This window comes from Gemmatimonadaceae bacterium (assembly GCA_035606695.1).
Lineage (GTDB): Bacteria > Gemmatimonadota > Gemmatimonadetes > Gemmatimonadales > Gemmatimonadaceae > JAQBQB01.
Window position 1 is genome coordinate 21,626 of record DATNEW010000015.1, and the last position, 18,771, is coordinate 40,396.

At 64.5% G+C, this 18,771-nt stretch carries 12 protein-coding genes; 10 read left to right on the plus strand and 2 right to left on the minus strand.

Translation table 11 applies throughout. The features are described 5' to 3' along the window. Positions 1-39: 39 nt before the first annotated feature. From VN706_05100 to VN706_05145, 10 genes are all read left to right on the plus strand, one after another. Positions 40-3,621 (plus strand): amidohydrolase family protein, encoded by a 3,582-nt coding sequence (locus tag VN706_05100; protein ID HXT14983.1) that lies wholly within the window; start codon positions 40-42, stop codon positions 3,619-3,621. Between the two features lie 295 nt (positions 3,622-3,916). After that, positions 3,917-5,254: a S8 family serine peptidase gene (locus VN706_05105; GenBank protein HXT14984.1), complete on the plus strand. Its 1,338-nt coding sequence runs from the start codon at positions 3,917-3,919 to the stop codon at positions 5,252-5,254. Positions 5,255-5,279: 25 nt separating this feature from the next. Beyond that, positions 5,280-7,382, plus strand: coding sequence for a hypothetical protein (locus VN706_05110; protein ID HXT14985.1), 2,103 nt, complete (start codon positions 5,280-5,282; stop codon positions 7,380-7,382). Between the two features lie 26 nt (positions 7,383-7,408). Continuing rightward, positions 7,409-8,479 (plus strand): hypothetical protein, encoded by a 1,071-nt coding sequence (locus VN706_05115; GenBank protein ID HXT14986.1) that lies wholly within the window; start codon positions 7,409-7,411, stop codon positions 8,477-8,479. 13 nt (positions 8,480-8,492) lie between these two features. After that, positions 8,493-10,622, plus strand: coding sequence for a hypothetical protein (locus tag VN706_05120; protein ID HXT14987.1), 2,130 nt, complete (start codon positions 8,493-8,495; stop codon positions 10,620-10,622). 12 nt (positions 10,623-10,634) lie between these two features. Beyond that, entirely contained in the window at positions 10,635-10,838 is a 204-nt protein-coding gene (locus VN706_05125; GenBank protein ID HXT14988.1) for a hypothetical protein, read from the plus strand. Next, the gene (locus tag VN706_05130; protein ID HXT14989.1) at positions 10,835-11,107 is read left to right on the plus strand and encodes a hypothetical protein; all 273 of its coding nucleotides are present in this window, start codon (positions 10,835-10,837) and stop codon (positions 11,105-11,107) included. The genes VN706_05125 and VN706_05130 overlap by 4 nt, the downstream gene beginning before the upstream one ends. After that, positions 11,097-11,849 carry a hypothetical protein gene (locus tag VN706_05135; protein HXT14990.1) on the plus strand — a complete coding sequence of 251 codons (753 nt, stop codon included), beginning with the start codon at positions 11,097-11,099 and terminating at the stop codon, positions 11,847-11,849. Before VN706_05130 ends, VN706_05135 begins: the two co-directional genes overlap by 11 nt. Next, on the plus strand, positions 11,846-14,041 hold the full coding sequence (locus VN706_05140; GenBank protein ID HXT14991.1) for a hypothetical protein: 2,196 nt from the start codon (positions 11,846-11,848) through the stop codon (positions 14,039-14,041). Before VN706_05135 ends, VN706_05140 begins: the two co-directional genes overlap by 4 nt. Before the next feature lie 18 nt (positions 14,042-14,059). Continuing rightward, positions 14,060-16,831 carry a papain-like cysteine protease family protein gene (locus VN706_05145; protein ID HXT14992.1) on the plus strand — a complete coding sequence of 924 codons (2,772 nt, stop codon included), beginning with the start codon at positions 14,060-14,062 and terminating at the stop codon, positions 16,829-16,831. A 3-nt stretch (positions 16,832-16,834) separates the two neighbouring features. Here the strand turns inward: VN706_05145 and VN706_05150 are convergent, their stop codons facing one another. Together VN706_05150 and VN706_05155 are read right to left on the minus strand one after the other, a co-directional pair. Continuing rightward, entirely contained in the window at positions 16,835-17,470 is a 636-nt protein-coding gene (locus VN706_05150) for a response regulator transcription factor (protein HXT14993.1), read from the minus strand. 256 nt (positions 17,471-17,726) lie between these two features. Continuing rightward, positions 17,727-18,653: a proline dehydrogenase family protein gene (locus tag VN706_05155; protein ID HXT14994.1), complete on the minus strand. Its 927-nt coding sequence runs from the start codon at positions 18,651-18,653 to the stop codon at positions 17,727-17,729. Positions 18,654-18,771: the final 118 nt, after the last annotated feature.

Here is an 18,771-nt window from a genome sequence, read left to right on the forward strand (position 1 = left end):
ATTGGGCCCTCCCCACACGCATCTTCAACGAGGGTCCCCATGTTCCGCTCCCTTCGTCGCCTCGCTACGCTCGCGACGCCCGCGACGCCCGCGGCGCTCGTGGCAGTTACGCTCGTACCCGCCGCGATCCTGATCGCTCAGGGTCCACCCATGTCGCCCGCGGCGAATGCCGCGAATGCAGCGCGCAACACGCTGCCGCTCAAGGTGGCGCGCACCGACACCTTCACGACGTCGAAGGGGACGTGGATCTCGCTCGACGTCTCGCCCGACGGGCAGACGATCGTGTTCGACATGCTCGGCCACATCTATACAATGCCCATCATGGGCGGCAAAGCCGTCGCGCTCACGAGCGGCCTTGCGTACGACGCGCAACCGCGCTTTTCGCCCGACGGAAAGCGCATCGTGTTCGTGTCCGACCGCAGCGGGGGCGACAACCTGTGGCTCATGTCGCTCGACAAATCGGACACCGTGCAGCTGACCAAGGGCAACGACAATCTCTACGTGTCGCCCGAGTGGACGCCCGACGGCAAGTACGTCGTCGCGTCGAAGTCGGGCGGGCTGGGCGGCGTGGCGAAGCTCTGGCTGTACAACGTCGACGGCGGCACCGGCGTTCCGCTGCTCCGCGATTCGCCGCCGCAGCTCAAGACGCTCGGCGCCGCGTTCGGCAATAACGGACGCTACATTTGGTATGCGGCGCGCCAGGGCGACTGGCAGTACAACTCCGTCGGCGCGCAGTTCGAGCTCCAGGTCTACGATCGCGAGAACGGCAAGACCTCGCAGATGTCGACGCGCATCGGCTCGGCGTTCCGGCCGGCGCTCTCGCCCGACGGCAAGTATCTCGTCTACGCGACGCGTCAGGACACGAAGACCGGCCTCCGCATTAGAGATCTCGAAACACAGCGCGAAGAGTGGCTCGCCTACCCGGTGCAGCGCGACGAGATCGAATCGCGCTCGCCGCTCGATGCGTATCCCGGCTACTCGTTCACGCCGGACTCGAAGGCGATCGTCGTCACGTATGGCGGTGAGATCTGGCGCGTGCCGGTGGACCATAGCGCGCCGGCGAAGATTCCGTTCACGGCGAACGTGAAGATCGAGATGGGACCGGAGGTGCGCTTCGCGTACCGCGTGGACACCGCCGCGACGTTCAAGTCGCATCAGGTGCGCGACATCGCGCCCTCCCCCGACGGCAAGAAGCTCGCGTTCACGTCGCTCGACCGCGTGTACGTCATGGATATGCCGAGTGGCGCGCCGGTGCGCGTGTCGAACGCGAACGTCGGTGAGTTCGGGCCGATCTGGTCGCCGGATTCCAAGTCGCTCGCGTGGGTGACGTGGAGTGATCAGGCGGGCGGACAGGTGATGCGCGCAACGTGGGGCGCGCGCGCCGGACAGCCGGCGATTACACAACTCTCACGCACCGCGGGATTGTACTCGGATCTCGCGTGGTCGCCGGCCGGCGATCGCATCGTGATGACGCGCGCCGCCGCGCGCGAGATGCAGGACGCCGGCGCCGCGTTCTTCGGCCCGGCCGCGGCGGACTTCGTGTGGATGCCCGCGACGGGCGGCAACGCCACGCTGATCATGCCGGCCGCCGGACTCGGCAACCCGCACTTCACGACGAATCCCGATCGCATCTACGCATACGGCCCGCGCGACGGACTCGTGTCGTTCCGCTGGGACGGCACGGACATGCGCTCGCACATCAAGGTCACGGGCCCGATGCCGACGATGGGCACCGTCCCCGGCGGCGCGACGACGCTCGATGCTGGTCTCGTGGAGGAGTCGGCGAAGTACTGGAATGGCGGACGCGCCGCGCACGTCGTGCTCGGCGACGATCCGACGGAGCCCAACCCGATTCCGCAGGCGCCGCCCGCGTCGCTCGTCATGATGTCGCCCACGGGCGACCAGGCGATCGCCGTCGTGGGCATGAACATCTACACCGTGACGGTGCCGCTCGTCGGCACCACGCCGCCGACGGTGTCGGTCGCGAATCCGGCGAACGCGGTGATGCCGGTCAAGCTGCTGAATGAAATTGGCGGTGAGTTTCCGACGTGGACGGCCGACGGCAAGCACATCATGTGGGCGCTCGCCAACGCGGTGTGGACGTACGATCTCGACCGCGCGAAGGTCGTTGAGGATTCTCTAAAGGCCGACGCGCGCGCCAAGGTCATCGCCCGGCTGCGCGACAGTGCCGTGGTGGCGCAGGCAGGCGCCCCGCCGGCGGCCGCCGTGGCGAGCGGAGCGAAGCCCGACAGCGCGAAGACGGACTCCGCGAAGAAGGACAAGCCCGGCTACAAGGCGGCCGAAATGCGCATCACGGTGATGGCCGACCGCGACACGCCGCGCAGCACGATTCTGCTTCGCGGCGGCCGCGCCATCACGATGAAGGGACACGAGATCATCGACAACGCCGACGTGCTGGTGCGCGACAATCGCATTGTCGCGATTGGTCCGCGCGGCAGCGTGCAGGCGCCGTTGGATGCGCATGTCATCGACGTCACGGGCAAGACCGTGATGCCCGGGTTCGTCGACACGCACTACCATCCGCAGTGGCTGACACCGAACGTGCACAGCAACCAGGTCTGGCAGTATCTGGCCGAGCTGGCGTACGGCACGACGACGACGCGCGATCCGCAGACGGCGACGACCGACTTCCTGTCGTACGGCGATCGCGTGGAGACGGGCGAGATGGTGGGGCCGCGCATCTACACGACCGGCCCGGGCGTGTTCTCGAGCGAGCAGATCCGCGACCTGGACCACGCGCGGTCGATCCTCAAGAAGTATTCAGAGTATTATGATACCAAAACGCTAAAGATGTACATGACGGGCAACCGCCAGCAGCGCGAGTGGGTGATCATGGCGGCGAAGGAGCTGGGGCTCATGCCGACGACCGAGGGCGGCCTGGACTACAAGCTCAACATCACGCATGGGCTCGACGGCTATCCGGGCATCGAGCACACGCTGCCGATCACGCCGAAGTTCGCCGACGTGTTCGAGTGGTACAAGGCGACGCAGGTGACCAACTCGCCGACGCTCATCGTCGAATACGGCGGACCGTTCGGCGAAGGCTGGTTCTACCAGAGCGAAGATCTCGTGCACGACGCCAAGCTGAATCACTTCACGCATCCGGTGGACATCGCCACCAAGATTCGCCGTCGCGGCCAGGGCAACGCGCCTGGACCGGCGGGCTTCGCCGTGAAGGAAGAGTACGCGATGTGGCAGCACGCGCAGGACGTCGCGAAGACGGTGGCGGCCGGCGGCCGCATCGGCGTCGGCAGCCACGGCCAGCTCCAGGGACTCGGCATGCATTGGGAGATCTGGCTGCTGCAGAGCGGTGGTCTGTCGGAGCACGACGCGCTGCGTGCGGCCACGATCGTCGGGGCCCAGGGGATCGGGATGGGCCAGGATCTAGGCTCGCTCGAACCGGGCAAGCTCGCGGACATTCTCGTTCTCGATCGCGACCCGCTGACGAACATCCGCAACACGAACTCGATCAGTCTCGTGATGAAGAATGGGCGCGTGTACGATGCGAATACGCTCGATGAAGTGTATCCGCGCCAACGGAAGTTGCCGCAACAGCAGTGGATGACCGGCGCGCCGGCGGCGAGCGCGGGAATTCGGTAAGTAACTTCCCGTTGTCATTCTGAGCGAGCGAAGCGAGTCGAAGGACCCCCATCCCGACGGAGGACCTCTCCGTAGTGAAGGGTGTCCTTCGACTCCCCTTCGCTTCGCTCAGGGTCGCTCGGGATGACAAGAGTATCTAGAAAGGCCTAGATCCTTCGCGTCCCGCGAACTGCATCCTTCGGCCTGCTCCCTGCATCCGAATTGAATCCTTCGGTTTATTGTCCCGAAGGAGCGCCCGCCCAACGTTGCTTGCCCCGGCGATGCCGCCTGACGAGTGACCGACGGCCGAGAGCGCATGAAGCAGCACCTGGTTGTAAAGCTGTACAAACGGTTGCGCGACGACGACGACATTCCGGACTGGCTCGACTTCATTCACGACAAGTCGTTCGTGAAGGAGCGGCTGGTGCCGGACTTCGATCGTGTGATGCGCGACGCGGGCGCGAAGTTCTGGGTCGTGAGCGAACACAAGCCCGCCGGCGAATACTGGACCGACGACGAAGTGCGGCACGGGCTGGATCGCGTCTATCGCGTCATTCTGCAGGACGACTACGACCTGCCGCCGGATCTCGTGGCGCGCATTCGCCTCGTACCGGGGGTCGAGGGAATCCACGATCTGGCAGTCGGCGAAGCGGACATCCCCACGCGGCCGACAGACGGAGACGGCGGCGACGGCGGTACTCACCGCGGGCTCGCGATCGAGAGCTCGCTGCCCATGGGCCGCGCGGAAGAGATGATCGGGCTGGCGTATGCGCGCGCGATCACGCGCGGCCAGCCCGAAGTGCACATCGCCGTGCTCGACACGGGCGTCAACCTCGATCACCAGGAGCTCGAGGGGAAGCTCTTGCCCGGCGCCGATTTCGTGGATCTCGAGGGTCTCGATACCACGGGATTCATCGGCGACTTCATGGGCTACGACGACGTGCCGGAGGATGAGGTCGGACACGGCACGCACGTTTCGGGGATCATCGCGGCGCGCGGCGTCGCGATGGACGAAGGCGTGGCGCCGGACTGTCGCATCATGCCGGTGCGCGTGCTCGCGACGATGAAGAGCGGCGACCGCCTCGTCGGCGCGGGGATCATCGACAACATCAACACCGGCATCAAGTGGGCGGTCGATCACGGCGCGCACGTCATCAACATGAGTTTAGGGATTCGTCATGCCGGCGGTGGATTGCCGCACGAGGACGTGATTCGCTACGCGCTCACGAAGAACGTCACCGTCGTCGCGGCGAGCGGCAATGACGGCACCGCGGAGCGCTACTATCCCGGCGCGCTGCCGGGAGTGATCGCGGTGGGCGCGGTCGACCCCTCCGGCGTCGTCACGCCGTTCACGTCGTATGGCGCGCCGATCACCGTCGTCGCGCCGGGCACGAACATCTACAGCTCGTTCGCGCACAACACCTATGCGGTCGCGTCGGGCACGTCGCAGGCGGCGCCGTTCGTGACCGGTGCGGTCGCGCTGCTGCACGCCTTTGCGCGGCAGGCGGGACGGCGCATCGGGTTTCGAGAAGTCACGCAAGTCCTGCGCAATACCGCCGACCGCGGCGACGCGCAGCTCCGCACCGAACGCGCGGGCTATGGTCTGATCAATCTCGCGGACGCACTCAAGCTGCTGGCCCATCAGTTCAACTAGCCGAGACGGGGAACAAGGGGACAACATGGCGACGGTCAATCTTACGGTCGACGGTGGGGCACCATTTCGCATCAAGCGCCCGATCATTACGACGAGTGGAGTCTCAGCGGACGTCGATCCCACGGTCGACGCGCACTTCGACGAGCTGGCCCGGCTGCTGGGCAAACGCATCTTCGGCAATCGCGCGACGGCGCTCGACGCGCTCACCAAAGAGGTGAATGCGCTCATCACGCCGACGCTCACGCCGAAGTTCGAGCCGCCGAAGGACCCGGCGGCGGCGCCGGCGCCGACGTCGAAACACCATGCAGCGGCGCATCACGGTGCCCAGGCTACCACCCATCCCGCCAATCCAGCGAACGCCAACGTGCAAGCGGCGGCCGCTCCGATCGAGTGGGCGCCGGGCTCCCTGGGCGCGACGCTCGACGACGCGGCGGCGACGGATCTCACGCTCGCCGACTACATCGACATGGTGCCCGAGCTGTCGGACTTGAAGTACGCCTACGAAAACAGCCTTTCGGGCAACTGGTCGTTGATGGACGCGAACGTGCGCTTCGCGCTCAATACGTATCCGGCCATCCGCGACTATCTGCTCGTGTACGCCGCGAACGTGATGAAGGTGACCGAGTTCAACGGTCTCAAGAACTTCATCCTCAACAACTCGCACGGCGTCGCCACGATCATCAACTACGCGGCCGTCAGCGCGGCGCGGTCGTACATCCTGAGCCAGGCGCTCAAGGTGGACGGCTACAACGATGACGGCAGCGACTTCATGACGCAGGTCGTCAACGCGAAACTGTCGCTCACCGAGGCGGCGTTCATTCCCGCGCTCAAGAAGGTGATCGACGACTTCGTCTTCAACGGCAAGCAGCTGTTGACGCTGCAGAAAGCGAAGATCAAGATCCCCGACAATCTCAAGCCGCAGATCATCCAGTTCATGAAGAAGTCGGCGGTGCCCGTCGACGACACGAATATCGACTTCTTCCTGCCGACGTACCTGAGCCAGCTGAGCGGCGGCACGACCGTCGACGATTCCGCGACGAGCGATCCGGACGTCGCCGATCAGGACTTCGACGTCGAGTTCCTGCAGGACACCGACGCGGTGATGCAGGTGAGCCGGTCCGCCGTGCGCTGCGCCGCGCAGCTCTACTACAGCATGGTGCTCGGCGACGAGCTGGACGTGTTCAGCACCATCAACTACTTCACGCACAACTATCTGCTGCGCGGCGGCATCGAGATTCAGGACAGCACGCTGCGCGACGATCTGCAGCTGTATGTGTTCTCGAACAAGTTCACGGATCTCAAGTCGCGCAAGATCAACGACCGGACGCGGCCTGCCGAGCGCGCCATGTTCTACAAGCAGGCGTTCAACGCGGGCGCCGAGATCACCGACAACGACCTCGCGCAGATCCTGGTGCCGAATCCGGAGTTCCCGAAGCTTTGGAAAGTGCTGATCCTCGAGACGGCGAAGTACATCCAGCAGGCGCAGGCGGCGTTCTATCCCGACCAGTACGTGTCGCGGCAGAACGTCCAGCAGGCGGTGGAGGACCTGCAGTACAACCTTTCGACGCACTGCATCGGCATGGTGAACGTCGTGTCGCCGCTGATCTACGCGGAGCTCGACTTCGTGATCCGGCGGATCTTCATGCACGACGAAGTGATGCGGCAGATCGTGCCGGCGGGCGGCACGTGGTGGCGCGTCGTCGAGACGCTGTATCTGGCGATGAAGAACGCGCGGCCACGGTCCACGGTGTTGTACAACAAGGCCAAGCTCGGCTACGACATCCTCAAGGACATCGGCGATTACGATCCGGCGTCGTTCGAGAACAACGACACCTTCTCGAACTTCATCAGCGAAGTGCAGGCGTTCATCACGACGCAGAGCATTCTGCAGCAGGACGATGACGCGGACGGCAGCGGTGCGCCCGACTCGTCCGATCCGGCGCAGGCGGCGCTGAGCGGGAATCTGCCGGGCGGCATCAGCATTCCGGGCATGCCGCGCGGGATTCCCATGCCGGGCATGCCGAGTGGCATACCGGTGGGAGCCGGCGCCGGAAGTCAGAACGGCAACGCGAGCAGCAACGGGAACGGCAGTGGCAGCGGCAGTGGTGGTGGAGAATGGGATTTCTGATCGCCTGACACCGGAGACCAGGGCATATGACTGATACGATGGTGCGGCGAGGCGCGGGCGACGTGACCGCGCAGGCACGCCAATTCGCGCGAGACGTGTGCTCGCGCAGCGCGTCCTTCACCGCGATGCCGGCGGACGACCAGAAGAGCATCTACCTCTCGCTCGTGCAGGAGTACATCGACAAGCGGCAGCCGGCCTCGCGGTCGGGCAGCATGAGCCTCTCGAATGGCGGCGGCAACGGCTACGCGCGATCGATGGCGACGGACTCGGGCAAGGACATGGGCTACAAGGGGTACGATCCCGGTTTCCAGGGCGATACCCAGGCGTTCGACGACCTCGTGAAGTCGGTGGACTTCCCGAAGTTCGTGGCCGATCTGCTCAAGGCGGTGTTCGACGCGAATCTCACCGTCATGAAGACGCAGACGGATTCCTACATCAAGCTGATGAAGGAGTGCACCAAGTCGACGGCGGACTTCGTGAAGAACGTGAAAGACGAGGACACCTTCGGCGCGCTGATCGAGAAGCACAGCAACAAGTACAATCTCTCGAACGAGCGCCAGCCGGATGGGAGCACGAAGCTCAATCTCACCACGCCGGACGGCGACAAGGCCGATCTCGAGGATGCCGAGGTCAAGAAGGACATCGTCGAGGCGAAGCTGAACATGGCGAAGGAGCATCGCGCCGCGCTGCGCGAGGTGCTGCTCATGGGCGTCACGCGTCTCGTCGTCGACAAGGGCCTCGTGGAAGCGGGCGTCGACTTCAGCATCAAGGCCAATCGCCAGAGCGCGGCGCATCACGAAGATCAGAACGTCAACGTGACGAACGTGTCGGCGTCGTACGGCGGCGGATTGGGCTCGCTGTTCGGCGGTCCGAGTATGTCGATGGACATGACGAATACGAACATCCAGGTGAACACGTCGGACAAGAAAACGACGGACGATCTATCCGCGACGCTGCACGGCAAGGTGAGCATCCAGTTCAAGACCGATTACTTCAAGCTCGACAACTTCGCGAACATGTACGCCGACGGTGGAACGCAGGCGCTCAAGCCGCCGGCCGCCGGTGGCGCACCGGCACCGGCAGCGGCACCGCGGTAAGGACTGAGCCTGCATGGCGCTCGCCTGGCTCGAGCTGGCCGGCATCGATCGTGGTGCGCTTCGGTTCACGATCGATACCGGAACGAGCCGCTACTACCAGCTGCGCGTCGGGCGAGCGCGCGCGAGCAGGGAAGGCTTCGACTGGGTGGACGACGTCTACCTGACGACGCCGATGAAAGCGAACGACGCCGGCGGCAGTCTGCTTCCCGCCACGCGGAACGTGACGGTACCGGCGTCGCGACTGGATCGCGGTGACGCATTTGTGCAACTGGTCAGCTTCAAGACGCCGGATGGCCGCGGTCCGGCATTCTCGCAGGTGATTCCGCTGCCGTCGGGCGCGCAAGCGCTGGGCGGCGGCAAGCTCAACTTCGGCATTCCATACCCGGTTGCTGCGTCCATGACTCTGACTCAGGCGACGTTCCAGACTCCGCGACGCATTCCGTGCGTGCAGTCTCCCGATCAATTCGCGCGGGAGACGTCGCTCGACGATTTGCTGTCCGGCCTCGTGAAGGTGGCCGCACCGGTCGTGCTGCAAATGCTCGGCTCCGGCGGCGCTGGTGGCGCGAGTGGGAGTACGGGCGGCGGCGCCGGCGCGACGGGCGACTCGGTCGGTGGCGTCGTCACCTTCCTGCTCAAGACGTTGTTGTCGGGACTGCAACCTGGATCGGCGGCGGCCGCGAACAGTCCGGCGCCGGTGGCGAAGGCGCAATCGTTCTCGGTGGCGACGCGGGGAGAGAACCGCTTTGTCGCCGCGGCGCAGACGCAGTGGTCGCGGCCGTTCATCTTCGGCATCGACGACGCGCTGCTCGCCACCTTGGCCGGTCCGCTGCTCAATGTCCTGCCGCAACTCGTGAACGCGGCGAATCAGGCGCGGCTGCAGGCCAAGCAGACCGACAACAAGCTCGTGACCGACGCGTTGGCGCAAGTCAATCAGAGAATGCTCATGGAGCAGCTGCTGCAGGCGCAGCAGAAGTCTTCCGGCGACCAGGCGGCGCAGTTGGCGCAGCTCAAGCAACTGCTCGACGCGGCGAGCCAGGCGGCCCCCGCGTCACCGGCGGCATCGGGGGCGCCGGCGAAGGCCCAGAGCCTGTCGATGAGTGACGCCCCCGCCGCCGCGGCCGCCCCGGCCGCGACGCCAAGCCAACGCGCCATTCTCACGTTCGTTTCGGCGGACCCGCTTCCGTTCAACGGAACGCCGCGCCTCGTCTTCAGCCGCGATCACGACGCCGAGTTCAAGGTGAAGTTCACCGTTGGCGATCCGGTGCCGAAGAACGCGCTGCCCCGGGCCATTCTCACTCTGACATTCAAGGGTTCGCATCGCCCAACGGAGTGGGTCAAGAGCATCGCGAAGCTCAAGGACGTGACGCCGAACGGCGTGCTGACCATCACGCTACCGCAGGCCGACCTCGCCAAGCTGCCGGCCAATCGCAAGATCGCCGTCGTGGCCGACCTGCGCTGGCCGTCGAGTCACGGCGGCACACCCTATTGCGCGACCGGCACCACCGACATCGTGCTGGTCGGCAAGTATTTCGTGAAGGAGCGCGGCGCGAGCGTCGGTGATCAGCGCGAGCTCACGGACATGGCGCAATTCCGTCCGTTCTGGAACAAGGTCTGGGAGGCGCCGCCACTCGACGCAATGAACAAGACGAACGGCGGCCGCGCGAAGTCGTTGTGGGAGCTCGACGTCGACGCGCGCTACATGGTCATCCTCACGAGCCACGAGGAAGCGAACGGCGTGATGGAGACCAAGCTGCAATCGTCGCCCGTCGATCCCGATGCGCTGTCGCTCAAGGTCGACGGCCGCCTGAAGGGCGGCGTCGAATTGAGCATCGCCGAAGTGAACAAGCTGTCGACGCTGTGGACCGGACAGACGCCGCTCGATGCCGATCATCTCGCCGCCCTGGAATCCCGAGCCGTGGCGCACGCCAACAGCGGCGAGTTCATCTCGCACATCAAGTTGAACGGCCGCGCCGGCGAACGCGGCATGGTATGGATCGTTCCGGTATTTCAGATGGCCGAGTTCACGCTCAGCAGCGTTCAGAAGACCGACGATTCCGGCCAGGTGGTGTCCGTGACCGAAGAGAAGGTCCGCTTCCCGCTCCCGGTCGCGGCCCGCGTGCTTGGTCTCCGATCGCAGACCTGAGAGGGTAATTCAATGAATACTCAATACACCAATCCTGCCGGGGCACGCGCGTTCGACACCGAGACGAGCGACACCGATCCGAGTGCCGAGCCGGAGTACAAGTTTGACGGCTACAAGATCGACCTGTCGCAGAAGATCGCGCTGACGCCGCTTCCCGAGCGGCATCACCGCGGCCATCACCGCGACGATCGCGGCAAGGATGCGCCGTCGCGATGATGGATGAAGCGTTCATCTCGGTGACCGACGCACTGGCGTTGATGCTGGACTTCCACGGCGACATCACCGATGCCGCCGCCGGCGTTCGTTCGCACATCTACCAGTGCACCGTTGAGCTGCCGATCGAGCTCGACGTGTCGCGTGCGGACGACGGCTCGCTCGTACTGGGATCCGTCCCGCCGCTCTACCCCGTGAGCACGACGTATCGTCCGTCGTACCACCGCGTCCGTTTCACCGCCGTCGTCGACGAGGCGCCACATGGCCGCTGAAAACACGGCCTGGCAGCTCGAGGATTTTGTCGACTCGCTCGTCGTCGATCTCGATAAGACGCGAGAGACGCTCGCCGTGAAGGCGATCAACAAGCCGCTGTCGTATACGGTGAAGGAGCTGGCGCTGGATCTCAACATCTTCCCGACGTACGACGGCGACAACGTGCGGTTCGTGACGGCGCAGCCGGGGCAGGAAGGTGCGTCGAAGGTGAGCATCCAGCTCGGCTCCATCACCGATCAGCAGGTGCGTGCGACGTCCAAGGTGCCGGAGAAGACGAAGGGCCCGTCGCTCGACGACATCGCCGTGGACAAGACCACGAAGAAGGAGCTGCGCAAGCTCGGCGTGCAGTCGGTGGACGATCTGCAGCGCATCGAACGAAAGAACGTCGATCTCAAGAAGGTGGGGAATAACGACATCGATTACCGATCGATCTCCAATCAGATCCAGCAGGCGCAGCGGAACGATCGCCCGCCGCTCGTGCGCTCGGTGTCGTTGTCTCGCGAGGAAGGTGAACCGCTCGCGCTGCTGGTGCGCGGCCGGCACCTCGCGGTGAATCCGCAATTTCCGCCGGTGGCGGTGATCAACAATTCGCTGGCCGAGGTGTTGTCCAGCGACGAGCAGCATGTGCGGATCGCGTTGCCGGCGTCGCACGACCTGTCCGAGCCGGCGGACCTCGTCCTCACGTGCGATCCGTTCGCCGTTCTCAAAGTCCACGTCAAAGGCGAAGGCAGTTCTCCATGAGCCAGAAACGACTAGCCTCGTTCGACGATTTGGTTACGGGCTACTACGGCCGCGGTCCGGACCAGGCCGATCCGCGGAAGCGCGTCGAGGATTTGTTCTCGACGTATTACGGGCGGCCGCCGAGCTCGTCGTCGCGTCGCGGGGCATCCCCCGCGGTCTCACTCTCGCTCGGCTGCGACGACGGAGAGATTCTCTCGCAGCCGACGCCCCGGCCGCGATCGGGCAACGCGCCGGTGTCGCACTCCCAGGACTTCGAGGAGTACGTCATCGACATCGTCTCGACGCCGAGTGCGGGTCCAACGTTGACTCGCGACACGCCGCGCCGCGCGCCATCGGTGGGATCATCAGCGGGATCATCGGCGCCGACGGCGCCGCCGCGTATCACGGAGCAGGAAGACGGTGTGAACAAGCAGTGGGTGGAGGTGCCGCGCAATTCAACGACGACACCGACCCCGCTGCAAAATGCACCCGGGTCTGTCTCCGGCGGCGCGGGATCGTCGAGTCAGAGCATGAGCGCGAGCACCAGGCCGACGGAGGACGACATCCTCGGCGATCTGGATGCGATCATTCGCGGTCACAAGGTCTACGACAAGGACGCTGGCGGGATGGTGGATCGCGCCAGCGTGCAGCGTCGCCCGGGAGAGTCGGGAACCGGCGGCGCGCCGCGGCCCGCGACGTCGAACGGTCAGTCGAACGGTCAGGAGATCTTCGACCGCATTGCGCAGAGCATGCAGTACGCGAACGCGTACGACCTGGGCACCGTCGAGCTCGAGAATCGGTTCGCCGACTTCGACCGTCAGGACGAGCAGCGGAAGCAGAGCACGAAGCCGAAGAGGCTCGTCGCGCAATCGGCGCCTTCGGTCGACGCACCGCCTTCCGCGACAGCGAGCGCGCAGTCGTTGCCCGATACGTCGGATTTCATCGCGGACCTCGACACGATCAAGTCGCAGGCGACACGGCCCATCAGCCAGCCGCTCTACGACACAGGCGAACATGTCCTCGCGGGCAACTCGCTCTATGCCGGACGTTTGCGTGTGGGAAAAGGTTCGGCGGTAGCGCTCTCGTACGGCCAGGTCATCTCGATGGCCGACCTGTACGACTCCGTCGACCAGATGATGAACGCCGACGCGGCGGAGTTGAATCGGCTCAAGGCGCTCATCGTTCGCGACACCGCGTTCTACGAGGGCAAGGGCACCAACAAGAGCATGGGTGTCGGCAACGATACGTGGGACAAGGCAACGTCCGGCCGCTATTTGAAGCTGGCCGAAAACAACTACGAGCACTTCTCGCCGGCGACCGTGCTGATGGGCGCGGGAACGCGCACGCGGCACGGCGACAACAAGACGAGTTGGGAGTTCTATCATCGGCGCGCGATCGAAGCGGCGCAGGATCAGTTTCTCAAGTCGAGCGGAAACGTCTCGCTGTTCTTCGAGTGGCCGCTCACGATCAATGCGTTCGGCGATCATTTCCTCACCGACGCGTTCGCGGCCGGTCATTTGATCAACAAGGAAGTGATGATCGACAAGTTCAAGGCGAGCTTCTATACCGGCACCGCGCTCAACTCCGCGGGCGAGTCGTTCTTCGAGAAGGTCGCCAATACCGCGTGGCAGGGCGACGTCAAGGATCGATTCTCCGCGCTCGAGACGGTGGATTGGGCGCATTGGCACGGCATCTGGTTGCCGTTCCATCCGAACATCGACAGCGCCAGCCGTTTTGGCGAAGTCTTGAAGGAATCGGCGCGGCAGCAGCCCGACCGCGTCGCGAATCTCGTCGTCAAGGCACTTCACGATTATTTGAACGAGAACGGCGTGGAGGTCAGCAACTCCGCGGGCGACGGCACGTGGATGCTGCCGGGCGACGGGTCGCTCATGATTCCGATGGGCAGCCTCACGCAGGCGAATCTCGACAAGAACCTGATGATCATGCGCAAGGCCGTGCAGCAGTCCGTGGACGACATCAACAGCCCGGCCATTCGCGCGAGCAACGTGGACGTTCAAGCGCTGTTCGACGGCGTCTGGCGCTACGTCCCGCTGCCGACGGCCGCATCGAAACAAAAAATCGCCGGTCTCATGCGCGACTACACCGATCCGAATTCGACGGTGCTCGTGAATGCGGCCGCGGTCATCATCAAGAAGCAGTTGAACTCGTTCATCGACGTCCTGGTCAACGAGCACAAGCTCAAACCGGCATAAGCGCCGTACGAGGCGAGCATGGACAATCGATTCATTCCCGAGGGCACTGGACGGCGTCGCGGCGCGAACGCGCGCTCGGCGGTGCTCGATCCGATCGTCGGTTACTCGAGGTCGCAGTCCGGGGCGTGGGCCCGTCCATTCTCGGCGAGCGACCGCGCGCTCGTCATTCTCATCGAGAACGGCGGAGTCGATCTCGGCATTCCCGCCCTTGCCGGGAAGATCTACGATTTGCTGCCCGGAACGTCGCTGTTGCCCGCCGGGCTCAAGGATCAGATCGAATCGTTCCTCGAGACCAAGATCAAGTCGCTGACGGACTCGCTGCTCGAGACGGCGGAGCTCACGCTCAACCGCTACAACGCCGCCAAGCCGTCGATCTTTGGCGACGTCATCGTGCTCCGCGACGGCACCGCGACGTACGGCGACCTCAAATCCCAGCTGATCGGTTTGACGAAAGCCGGCAAGGTGATCGACGTCCTGATTCTGACGCATGGCGGGACGAACAGGATCTCTCTCCAGAGTGCGATCACCGGCGACATGATTCGCGCGATCAAGACCGAGAACGGCGGCCCGCTGGCGATTCGTGTCGTGTACATGATGAATTGCGTCGGGTCGTCGTTGAATCAGGCGTGGATCGACGCCGGCGCGCGCGCATCGTCGGGATCCATTCGCAACAATTATCTGCCCGAACCGACGATGTACTTCTTCTGGCAGAATTGGAAAGCCGGCCAGGGATTCGAGACGGCCGTCACGTCGGCCTACCGGAAGACGATCAACCTGATGAACGACGCCGTTCGCACGTTCATCAGCGACTTGCCAATTCCCGGTTCGAGCACCGTCGCCGGCCAGATCGGCTTCGATAATTTGGAATTCGTCAAGGACAGCGCTCCCGTGGTGCAGGGGAGTCGCGCGATCACGATCAACAGCGACGATCTCACCACGGCGCAGAGTCTCTCCAGCTCGTTGGCGACGACGGTGCTGCCGGTTCGCCTGCTGCAATCGATGAGCACCGATCCGCGCGGCGGAGCGCCGGCACGCTCGCTCTCTCCGGCGGGACTGGACTTCATCAAGAGCTTCGAAACGTTCCGCGGCAAGCTGCACAACGACGCGTACGGCAACTGCACGATCGGGTTCGGCTCACAGCTCCACGCCGGCGTCTGCGATACCAGGCCGGTCGAGCAGCCGTATGCGGACGGCATCAGCCAGGACCAAGCCACCGAGTTGCTCCGCCGCCAATTGGGCGACGTGCAACAGCACATCAACGATTGCGTCACGGGCGCGCTCAATCAGAATCAGTATGACGCCCTCGTGAGCGTCGTCTCGGACATCGGCGGCGACGCCTTCGAGCAGTCGTCGATGCTGCGACTCATCAACGCGGGAAACCTCTCCGCGGTGCCGAGTGAGATCAGGAAGTGGACGCGCGTGCGAGTCAACGGAGTCGTCGTTGAACGTCCCGAGCTGCAGCAGCGGCGCAACGCTGAAGCGGACCGTTTCGCGCGCGTGGACGCTCGCGGTGCGAGCACGATGTCGTTTGCCGGCTCGTTCTCCGGCGTCGACTACACGATTCCCGGCACGTTCGAGATCATTCCGCAACCCTCGCCGATGACGTGCTGGGCCGCTGTGTTCACGATGATGTATTGCTGGCGGAACACCAAGTCGATCGCGATCCGCGACGCACTGGCCACGGTCGACCAGAAGTACGTGGACATCTTCGATCGAAATGGCGGAATCGACGCCACCACGGCGCAGGCGCTCTACACTGCATCGGGCCTCGTCCCGCTGAATTCATTCTCGCCGACGATCGATGGCTGGGTCACGCTGCTCAAGAAGTACGGGCCGTTGTACGTGGACATCGGCAACATCACATCGAATAACACGCACGCGATCATCGTGACCGGCATGTCCGGCGACGGCACTCCGAGCGGCACGTCGATCACGTACGTCAACCCGGCGGGCGGCAAGACCGTGACCGCCAAGTTCGACGACTTCCTGGCCAGATTCGAAGCGTCGAGCGCGGTGACGTGGCCATACACGATCGTGCACTGGCCGCCGGCGACCGGTGCGGATGCAAGCTTGTCGATCGTGCAGTCGTCGACGTACTACAATCCCGCCGCCGATCTCGCGCGCGCGCAAGTCGCGCCGATCATCGTCGCCGGCATGGAGCTTGGTGACGCGCTCCAGGTCGGACTCGCGGGCGCGAGCATGGTGCAGTCCGGCGTTCAAGCGGGCGAGGGCGCGTTCGGGCTGACGTTCGACAAAGCCGATCGGTTGCTGACGAGCGAAGCGCGCGCGGCCATGCCCGGCGCGGCGAGCGGAGGAAAGACGCAGTATCGGCGGCTGGTGTTCCACATGCCGCAAATGCGCGCGGGAACGGCGCATGCCGACGTGTACGCCGAATGGGCGGGCAACGCGTATGGCGAAATTGAAACGGTGATCTTCAGCCGCGATCTCGACACGTCAACCGAATTCAGTCACTCCTCGGCCAACGTCACACTGGATTGGGTCAAGTCGATACCGCCCGGCGGCGATCCGCGCGGCTGGCCGCTCAATTTCAACTATCACGGAATGTTCGACCCGCTCGGCAACGGATACTACGAGTTCAGCGGCAAGCTCGCGATCGATGCCTTTGGCGGCATCGTGTTCTATCACCACAAAGTGGTGTCTCGCTCGGCGGCGGAGTTTCTGATTTCGGGAGACGTCGGCTACAACGTGCAGTGCGGGCCGGCCGTGTACCCAAACCTTCCGGATCTACCGGCGGACCAACTCGCCTACCTCAAGGCACACTTGCCGTAACGGCTACCGTGCGCCGAGTCGCGCGGCGACTTCGGCGCGACGGCGCACGTTCAGCTTCTCGAGCAAATTGTGAACGTGGTTCTTCACGGTCGCCACCTCGATGCCAAGCGCGGTGGCGATCTCCTTGTTCGACCGTCCGTCGGTGATGAGCCGCACCACGTCGAGCTCGCGCGCCGTCAGCAGGATGTTCGACTGATCCGGCAGACTCGCCGCGCGCCAGGCGAGACGCCGCGCGATCGTACCAGCCAGTTGCGGCGAGCAGTGAAGCTCACCGCGCACGGCGCCTTCGATCGCCAGCACGAGATCCTCAACCGATCCCTCCCGAGGCAGATATCCGGCAACGCCCGCCTCGGCGAAGGCGAGCACGGAGTCGTCGGCGTCGGGAACGCCGATCACGACGACACGAACCTGTGACGTGATGTCGGCGAGCGGGCGCAATAACGTGCGCACGAGCATGAGACTGCCGGGCAACGCTTGATCGAGCAGCACGACGTCGGGAGAATGCTCGCGCGTGAGTCGCGCCGCTTCATTGCAGTCGGTGGCCATCGCGACGACCGACAGTGAGTCGCTGCGCGACAACAGCTCGGCGAGTCCCTCGCGGAACAGCCGGATCTCGGATGCGATCACAAGCGACGGCATGACGTCCCGGCTCGTTGTCGTTCGATCCCTGTGCGCGCACGCGCCGCGCGCCCGAGAGCACTGCCTCTATGTGGGTGTCAGCGGAAGTCGATGTCAAGGGCGCTGCATGCAAAATCGCCGACCAATGAATAGTCGGCGATTCTCGCGCGCGTAGCGGTGACTGGCGTCACGACCGTCTCGCGAATGTCACGCGCGTTCATTCTGCTGGAGCGAATCGCTCCAGGGAATGGCGCGCATTTATGAAAAGCGTCTAATGCTACGAGAACATGCTTCGCACCACGAACCACACGTTCGCGGGCCGCTCGGCCAAACGACGCACGTACCACGGGAACCAATGCGTTCCATAGCTGATCAGAATCCGCACGGTCGCGCCGCGATCGCGCAGCGCACGTTGCTCGCCCGGCTTGATGCCGTAGAGCATGTGGAACTCGTATGCACTTTCGTTCACGCCAAGCGTTTTGGCGCGCGTGCGAATGCGTTCGATGAGCTCGAGGTCGTGCGTGCCGAACACCGGATACCCGCGACCCTGCGCGGCGGCGGCGAGCATCCGATCGCTGAGCGTGAAGTAGGAGTCGTCGGTGTCACTCTTCTTCGGAAACGCGACTTCCGGCGGTTCACGATACGCGCCTTTCACTAATCGAATGGCGGGCGACAGCGGCATCAACGATTCGAGATCGTTTGCCGTCCGCCGCAGATAGGCCTGAAGGCACAATCCGACGCGCTCGTGCGCCGCGCGTGTGCGCCGAAACATCTCGAGTGTGGGATCGACGTACCACGACTCCTCGATGTCGATCCAGAGATACGACCCGACTTCCGCCGCACGCGTCGCGAGCAGGTCGAGGCTCGCGGCGCACAGCTCGGGATCGATGTCGAGACCCAGGTGCGTGAGCTTGACCGAGATGTGCGTCGGCAAGCCGCGGTTACTGATCGCGTTCAGGAGCTCGAGGTAGTGATCGCGCACCGCGGCTGCTTCGGCGGCGTTCGTCACGCGTTCGCCGAGCGCGGTGATGACGGTGCCCATGCGGTCGGTGGAGAATTTCGCGGCGGCGTCGAGCGCCGCGCCCACGTCTTCGCCGGGCATGAACTTGCGAACCGCGCGCCGCGCGAACTTGCGACGCCGAAACTGGTCGGCGAGCCACGGGCTGCGCGAGGCGCGCAGGAGGATCGATCGAACGATGGCCATGATGTGTGTGGAGGTGGTAAGGAGACGGGCTAATTCTACTCGCCCGCGACGCTCAGGCCAGCCGTGGAAACCAATTCGCGGCCGCGCGTGACTCAGGTACGTCGGCTGAATTCGACTT